At 38.7% G+C, this 7,916-nt stretch carries 6 protein-coding genes, 1 pseudogene and 1 riboswitch; of the genes and pseudogenes, 4 read left to right on the top strand and 3 right to left on the bottom strand.

Translation table 11 applies throughout. The features are described 5' to 3' along the window. The first annotated feature begins 180 nt into the window (after nt 1–180). Complete coding sequence (locus tag ACWITO_RS05935; protein ID WP_448529083.1) at nt 181–918, top strand: hypothetical protein; 738 nt, start codon at nt 181–183, stop codon at nt 916–918. On the opposite strand, the gene ACWITO_RS05930 is transcribed toward ACWITO_RS05935, so the two are convergent. Further along, nucleotides 908–1,678 carry an alpha/beta fold hydrolase gene (locus ACWITO_RS05930; RefSeq protein ID WP_448529082.1) on the bottom strand — a complete coding sequence of 257 codons (771 nt, stop codon included), beginning with the start codon at nt 1,676–1,678 and terminating at the stop codon, nt 908–910. The two genes, ACWITO_RS05935 and ACWITO_RS05930, sit on opposite strands and share 11 nt — an antisense overlap. Nucleotides 1,679–1,858: 180 nt before the next feature. Continuing rightward, nucleotides 1,859–1,971, top strand: a riboswitch (SAM riboswitch). Nucleotides 1,972–2,191: 220 nt separating this feature from the next. Here ACWITO_RS05930 and ACWITO_RS05925 point away from each other — a divergent pair. The 3 genes from ACWITO_RS05925 (at nt 2,192) to ACWITO_RS05915 (ending at nt 6,221) form a co-directional block, all read left to right on the top strand. Continuing rightward, nucleotides 2,192–3,514, top strand: coding sequence for an O-acetylhomoserine aminocarboxypropyltransferase/cysteine synthase family protein (locus ACWITO_RS05925; RefSeq protein ID WP_448529081.1), 1,323 nt, complete (start codon nt 2,192–2,194; stop codon nt 3,512–3,514). A gap of 251 nt (nt 3,515–3,765) precedes the next feature. After that, the gene (locus ACWITO_RS05920; protein ID WP_448529080.1) at nt 3,766–4,197 is read left to right on the top strand and encodes a hypothetical protein; all 432 of its coding nucleotides are present in this window, start codon (nt 3,766–3,768) and stop codon (nt 4,195–4,197) included. 143 nt (nt 4,198–4,340) lie between these two features. Further along, nucleotides 4,341–6,221, top strand: coding sequence for a caspase family protein (locus tag ACWITO_RS05915; RefSeq protein ID WP_448529079.1), 1,881 nt, complete (start codon nt 4,341–4,343; stop codon nt 6,219–6,221). 116 nt (nt 6,222–6,337) lie between these two features. On the opposite strand, the gene ACWITO_RS05910 is transcribed toward ACWITO_RS05915, so the two are convergent. Both ACWITO_RS05910 and ACWITO_RS05905 read right to left on the bottom strand, forming a co-directional pair. Next, nucleotides 6,338–7,585, bottom strand: coding sequence for a 3-deoxy-D-manno-octulosonic acid transferase (locus ACWITO_RS05910; RefSeq protein ID WP_448529078.1), 1,248 nt, complete (start codon nt 7,583–7,585; stop codon nt 6,338–6,340). A gap of 43 nt (nt 7,586–7,628) precedes the next feature. Beyond that, nucleotides 7,629–7,916: pseudogene (locus ACWITO_RS05905) on the bottom strand (hypothetical protein); the annotation flags it as partial.

The raw sequence follows: 7,916 nt of genomic DNA, 5'->3' as shown, positions 1-7,916 counted from the left end.
ATCCTGTTTCCTGCATCTTGTTTCCTGTTTCTATACTATAAATTAGACCTAAAAAATTACAAAGATTGAATTTTCCCCAAAACTTGCCTTTCACTCTCCATTCCAAAAGTTTTGATAAAATACGTCATTTGAGGTATTTTTCTCAGCCAATAAGTTCGTATTTTTGAAAAAACAAAAATTATGAAAAAACTGCTTTTGTGGGGCTTATGCTTTTGGGTAGTATGGAAAAGCTCAGCCCAAAATAATGAAGATAAGTATCTTGCCAGTTTCAAAATCACCGATTACATTTTGAAAGAAGAAGGTGCTTACATAGTACAGGCATATTCACCTAAAATAAAAATTCCTGAAAAAGCTATTGCCATTTTGTATGATAGCAATTTGGAGCAAGAACGAGGCTACTATAAATGCTTGCTTATCAAAGGCGATTACTACTATTTTGCCTGCAACACCAAAGATGAAAAAACGTATCAGTCGCCACCCAAAGCACAAGATATTCTTATGGTGGTAATGCCCAAATCTCCGAATATGTATTTTGAGCAAATTGGCACTTTGGCGGCGTATGGAGTAGAAATAATTGATACCGAAAAAGAAGAGCCGATTTTTCAGGTTGCGGAGGTTCTTTCATCTTGGACAAAAGAAAAAGAAGAGCAAGCCCTGCAAAAAATGGTTGAGGATATTCGCTTGGTAGGCAAATATATGAAGGAAAATAATCCTGAAATAGATAGAACCATAGAAAAGGGTTCTTACAAGGGCAAAAAAATGCTTGACGTAATGATGAAAGCCGAAAAAAATGATGTAAAGCGTTTTATTAGCTATATCAAGGCTCGTCCTGCAAAGTACATAGGGCAAAAATGGAAAATATCGGAGATTTTCGCTACTTGGATAGTGGAAGGTTCGCCTGAACCCATCAAGAAATAAGAAAGTCTTTAAGAGCTTGCAAAGTTTCTTGGGGGCGTTCTAACATTCCCACGTGTCCTGTATTATCTAAAATAAGCGTTTGAGCCTTAGGAATTTTTTGGAGTTGCTCCTGATAGCTTTCCCAAACTACGGCTGTATCTTGCTTGCCAATGATATAAAAAACAGGAAAATTCACTTTGGCAAGCATATCCAAACGGCTTTTTCTATCACGCATAGCCGCAAGCACGCTTACTATGGTTTTCAGAGGTGTTTCTTTCCCTATTTCTTCCAAAAAATGGATTTCCTGCTGTAATTCTTGCCACCTACCTTCGTAAAAAAGAGGTTTCACGAAGTTGGAAATAAAGGCTTCTACCCCTGCTTTTTGTACAAACTCAATCACTTTGTTTCGGTTTTCCTTTTTTTCAGGACTATCGGCAAGAGCCGTAGAATGAAACAAACAAAGTTTTTCAAGCATTGTAGGATATTTTTCAGCCAAAGCCAAAGCTACATAGCCACCCATAGAATGCCCTACAAAAGCCGCTTGGGATACTTGCAAGTTTTGAATTGTTTGAAATACCTGCTCTGCCATTGTTTCCATTGAGCAAGGTTCAGGCAAGGCATTGGCACTTTCCCCAAAACCGCCTAAATCGATAGCTATCACACGAAAATACTTGGAAAGCTCGTTCATAAAATCTTTCCATATTGCTTTGCTTTCGCAAAAGCCGTGCAATAAAACCACCACCGAACCTTTTCCTTTTTCAGTATAAGCCAAATTTTGCATATCAACCTTATTTACTTGCAAAGCTATATCAAAATCAAGAGAAATTCAAAGTATTTTTTAGCAAAAACAAACTCTTGAAAATCAGAATTTTGAAAAATTTATTTAGATTTTTTCCAAAAAAACTTGACAAGTTCATTTTTATTTTCATACCTTTGTACCGACTTCACCTCTCAAAGGTAAAGTTTATAAAGAACGAAGGGAGAGAACAGGCTCTATGAACTTCTGGCAACCACTCTTATCCGAGCGAGAACGGTGCCAAAACCTGCCTAAAAATTTTTTAGGAATTATAAACCTTTACACCAATGAAATCACAAAGAAATCGTAGGTCTTTTTATTACACCCTCCAACAAATTCTTTCCAATAACTTTTGTTGTTGTTGTTGCTTGTAGCAATTAGCCATTTGTTGCTTGTGGCTTTTGCTAAATTTTTCTAAAAATCTGACAGATTTTTAGGTATCTGCTTTTTATTTTCCCAATCATAAATTTTGTTCAACTCTAAACCTTTTTTACTGCTATGGCAAATTATCGTTTTGAAACCCTGCAACTTCACGCAGGACAAGAAGCAGACCCTACAACGGGTTCAAGGGCTGTTCCTATTTATCAGACCACTTCGTATGTGTTCAAAAGTGCCGAACACGGAGCGAACCTTTTTGCACTCAAAGAGTTTGGCAACATCTATACACGCCTGATGAACCCCACTACCGATGTTTTTGAAAAACGTGTAGCGGCACTGGAAGGTGGTATTGCGGCACTGGCAACTTCTTCGGGGCAGGCGGCTCAGTTTATTGCACTCACCAATATTTTGCAATCAGGGGAGAATTTTGTAACTACTTCCTTTCTTTACGGCGGAACATACAATCAGTTCAAAGTGCAATTCAAACGCTTGGGCATAGAAGCTCGCTTTGCCAATGGTGATGATGTAAGTTCTTTTGAAAAACTCATTGACGAAAAAACCAAAGCCATTTATTTAGAAACTATCGGCAACCCAGGTTTTAATATCCCCGATTTTGAGGCTTTTGCCTTGCTTGCTCGCAAATACGATTTACCACTCATTGTAGATAATACCTTTGGTGCGGCAGGCTATTTGTTCCGCCCCATTGACTACGGTGCCGCTGTGGTAGTAGCTTCTGCTACCAAATGGATTGGCGGACACGGCAACTCTATCGGTGGCATTATTATAGACTCGGGTAAGTACAATTGGGGCAATGGTAAATTTCCCCAATTTACCGAACCTTCCGAAGGTTATCACGGCTTGATATTCAATGATGTTTTTGGCGTAAATGGACCCTTTGGCAACCTCAACTTTATCATTCGGGCAAGAGTAGAAGGCTTGCGAGATTGGGGACCTTGCATTAGCCCTTTCAATTCATTCTTGCTTTTGCAAGGGCTTGAAACGCTTTCTTTACGCGTACAACGCCACGTAGATAATGCTTTGGCACTGGCTCGTTGGCTAGAAAAGCACCCCCAAGTAGAAAGTGTAAATTATCCCGGGCTTGAAAGCAGTCCTTACCACTTGCTTGCTAAAAAATACTTGAAAAATGGTTTTGGGGGCGTGCTTTCCTTTACCATAAAAGGCGGAGCAAAAGAAGCCGAGAACTTTATCAATAATTTGCGTCTGGCAAGCCATTTGGCTAATGTTGGCGATGCCAAAACACTTATTATTCAACCTTCGCTTACTACACATCAACAACTTTCAGAAGCCGAGCAACTATCAGCAGGCGTTACACCTAACCTTCTGCGAGTAAGTGTAGGTATTGAACATATTGAGGATATTATTGAGGATTTTGACCAAGCCTTTACCAAAGTAGGTCTTACTGCTCAAAATCGTACTAAATAACCTATCAAGAAATTCAACCTTCACCAGCTATCAAGGAACGCCCTTCGGGTGCGTTCCTTCCAAAAATGATGTGCAAAAGTAAAATTTTTCGTAATTGTTTAGGTCTAATTTGTAGTATAGAAATAGGAAAAAAGAAGCAGGAAACAGGATTTAGAATATTGGATATTTAGAGGGAGTTGAACTTTCTCAAACTCTTGAACCTTCAAACTTTTTGAACGCAAATAATTACAATTTTTCAAAGCAATCTTATGATGAAACAAACTACTTTGATTTTTCTGCTACTCATTTTGTTTGATGCTTGCCAAAGCGATAAAAACACTTTACACAAAGAAAATTATTGGGTTTCTTTCCCCAACGAAAAAGCCAAAACCTATGCCGAATGTTTGTTAGACTATGTTTCTGAGGAAAAGTTTGAGCTTAAAAAATATCAAATTTTCAAAATATCTGCCGATAGTGTAATTGTACGCATATTTGGCAAACCCAAAGGAAATTTCAAAAAGCAAAGAGAAATTTCTGAATTTGCCACAGAACTGCTTGCCAACGATTTTTCTAAACTTTGCTTTCAGCAAAAAATAACCGTAGTGCAAATAGGCGAAAACTTTCAAGATAAAAATAAGTTTCTGCAAGCCACCAGCAACGGAAAAGTAGGTTACCGAGATTACAAAGAACTTGCCCCTAATTGATTAGTCATTCCAGACTTACAGATAAAAATCTTGCTTCTTGGTCTGTTTCGGCTGCCACCGAACAGACCTTGCCGAAAGGCAAAAAACTCTCTAAAATTTGTTTTTTCACATTTTTTTTACATTTTTGCCTAAAACCACTTTTTATGGCAAAATTCGGCTTTTTTCTGACTTTTTTCCTACTACATCTTTGGCAAGTAGTCTTTTCGCAAGCTGATGATTTTATCAGTAGCGGCAAAAAACAACTTACAGCCAAAAAATACGTTGAAGCTATCAGCGACTTTGGCGAAGCCATCCGTTTCAATCCCAAAGCTACTGAAGCCTATTATGGCAGAGCAATGGCATATTTTGGTACGCAGAATTACCAAAGAGCCTTGCAAGACATTCAGCAGGCAATCAGTCTGGATAAATCCCAACCCCGCTTTTTTGCCGAAAGAGCTAAAATTTATTTTGCCCTGCGTAACTACGAAAAAGCCGTTCAAGATTATAGCCAAGCTATTTTTGCCGAACCGCAAAACGCCCATTTCTATCATCAGAGGGCTATTGTAAGACTTGCCCTGCAAGACTACGAAGGTGCTAACCAAGACGCCGAAAAGGCTTTGAGTTTGGACAAAAACCAAACTGCTCCCTTCGCCGAACAAGGCATTGCCCTTTTTATGCTAAATTTCAGACAAGAAGCTCAAAGTTGTTTTGATAAATTTTTGGATACTCCCAAAGCCGAAAAGTTTGCTTTGCTTGCTGAAAGAATTTTTGAATTTACCCCGAAAAATGTTGCCCTTTTGCAAAAAGCCGAGCAATGGATTTTGCGTGCTGTGCAAATGGAAGATACCTACAAACACAATTTTTTGTATGCTTCCCTGCTGAACTTGCAAGGCAAACAGCTCAACGCTCTTGATGTATGCCAAAAAGCCATTAGCCTTGCCAAAAAAGAAAACGTAGATTACGAAGAAGCTGAAAAACTCTTGGAAAAAATCAGCGAAGTTGATGATATTCCACCCGTAGTAACTCTGGTTTCGCCTGCGGTAATGCGTGGGGGCATCATTGTAAGCAGAGAAGGTGAAATGAGCATTATTGGCAAAGCCACTGATGAAAGTGGGGTGAAAGAAGTTTTTATCAACGGCAACCCTGCAAGGCTTTTTAGTAACGGCGATTTTAATGGAATAGCCCTTGTGAAACCTGATACCAAAACGCTCACCATTGAAGCCACCGACAACAAAGGCAATACCGAAAAAGTCAATTTCCAACTGATACGAGGCACCGAAAAAACAACTGAAAACAAGCGTTTCAAAAATATTGGAAAATCTTATGCTCTCATTTTTGCCACCAATACTTACGAATATTGGAACAACCTCACCAATCCCATTCCCGATGCCGAAGCAGTTGCCAAAGATTTGAAGGAAATTTATGGCTATGAAATTGATTTGGTGCAAGATGCTACACAAAACCAAATTATTCTCAAACTCAAAGAATATCTACAAAAAAAGTTCCAACCCAACGACCAACTACTTATTTTTTTTGCAGGACACGGACAATATGACGAAACTTTTGGCGAAGGCTACGTAGTAGCCAAAGACTCTCGTCTTGATGATGACGCCAAATCTTCCTACATTTCTTATTCCACGCTACGAACCTATATCAACAACATTCAGGCGAAGCACATTCTTTTGGTAATGGACGTGTGTTTTGGAGGCACTTTTGACCCCTCACTTGCCTCTAAAAATATTCGTGGCTTACCCCCCAAACTCAATGATGATGATGTAGAGGCTTTCATTCAGCGAAAGATGCAAGCCCGTACAAGGCGTTATATCACCTCAGGCGGCAAAGAATATGTTTCAGACGGCACACCGGGTATGCACTCGCCTTTTGTAAGAAAATTTTTAGAGGCTTTGCGAAGCTACGGCGGAAAAGATAAAATTATGACTATCGCCGAAATAATGACACATCTGGAAACTATTTCACCGCAACCCCATTACGGCGAATTTGGCTCTAATGAACCGGGTAGCGATTTTTTGCTTATAGCTAAGTAGCATTATGGAAACAGGAAGCAGGAAACAGGATTTTAGAAAATAGTTGTCAAACAAAAATGATAGAAAAGCCCTTAAAGGCTTGAACATCAAACAATAAACTTTTTGAACATAAATCATTACAGCCATTTTTCAATAACTTGCATAATTTTATCAGTTGCACCTATATTTTTCTGAACATAGCTTCGGGTACGCTCTTGGCACTGCCGATAAAAAGTTTCATCTTGGTACAAATGTTCAAAAATCGCAAGCAACTCATTTTCATCAGCTACTTTCCAAGCTGATTGCAGAGCAAGCAAATCTTGTGCTTCCTGAAATTTCTGAAAGGCTCTATCGCCGAAGAAAATCGGCAGTCCGAAAGTGGCAGGTTCTAAAATATTATGCAAACCTTGCTTGTAAGCCCCTCCTACAAAAGCAAAATCGGCATAACGATACAAAGCAGATAGTACGCCTATGGTGTTTATTATCAAAACTTTATGCTTTTCAGGAAAGTTTTCTTGGGGCAAATCTAAATAAAGCAAGGCATTGTATTTTTGCCTAAGCTGTCGGATTTCGTTTTCGTGAATTTCGTGTGGGGCAATAATGACTTTAAGCGGTTTGGGGAATTTCTGTAAAAATTTTTCAAGCACGGCTAAATCTTCTTGCCAAGCACTTCCCACAATGAGCAAAGGCATATTATTTTTGAATTGAATAATTTTGGCAAAATCTGCCTCTTGCCTTTCTTGTAAAATTTGAGCTACTCTATCAAAGCGAGTATCACCTGCAAGACTTACAAAAGGTATTTTCAGAGTATCAAGCAGTTGCAAAGAAAGTTCGTTTTGCACAAAAATATGAGCAAAGCAAGCAAGCATTTTGCGGTGCAAAGTGCCATAAGGTTTGAAAAATAGTTGCTCTTTCCGAAAAATAGCAGAAAAAAGAACTACGGGGATATTTTTTTCCTTGGCAGTAGTTAAAAAATGATACCAAAACTCGTATTTCGTCCAAAAAATAAGTTTGGGCTGAACAATATTCAAAAATTTCAAGGCATTGTCAGGGGTGTCAGTAGGCAAATACGTGATTAAATCGGCTTTATCATAATTTTTTCGGACTTCATAGCCCGAAGGAGAGTAAAAAGTCAGAACTATCTGAAAATCGGGATATTTTTCCCTAAATTTTTCTAAAACAGGGCGGGCTTGCTCAAACTCCCCCAAAGAAGCACAATGAAACCAAACCCTTTCTTTGTGTTTTGAAATGTTTTCTTGCAAAGCACGCCAAATGTTTTTTCTACCTTTTTTCCAAAGCTCAGCTTTCCGATTGCCAAAGTTTGCCGCTATGTGTATGCCCCAAAAATAACTTCTCGTAACGAGGTTGTACAACCATACATACATTGAAATAAAAGTTTAAGCATTGAGATTCTGAACATTAGCCTTATTAAAAAGGTGGATTATCTTCATCATATTCGGGTGATGGCTCTTGCGAAGGTTTGTTTCTATCGTTGATTTTACTACCTACCAAATATTGTTGCGAGCTACTGCTATTGATTTGAGGATTTTCTTGGAACTCCGTAGGGATTTGCGGTGTGGAAGGAAAATTAGAAAAACTTTCAAAAGAAGCCCCTACATCAGCTATTTGACTATCTTCCCAGTTAGTAAATTTCGTAAATTCACCTATGAAGCGTAATTTTATGGTATCGGTAGAGCCGTTGCGGTGCTTGGCTAC

Source organism: Raineya sp. (assembly GCF_053497555.1).
The sequence above is the reverse complement of the archived record's forward strand: the minus strand, read 5'-3'. Positions and strand labels throughout refer to the sequence as shown.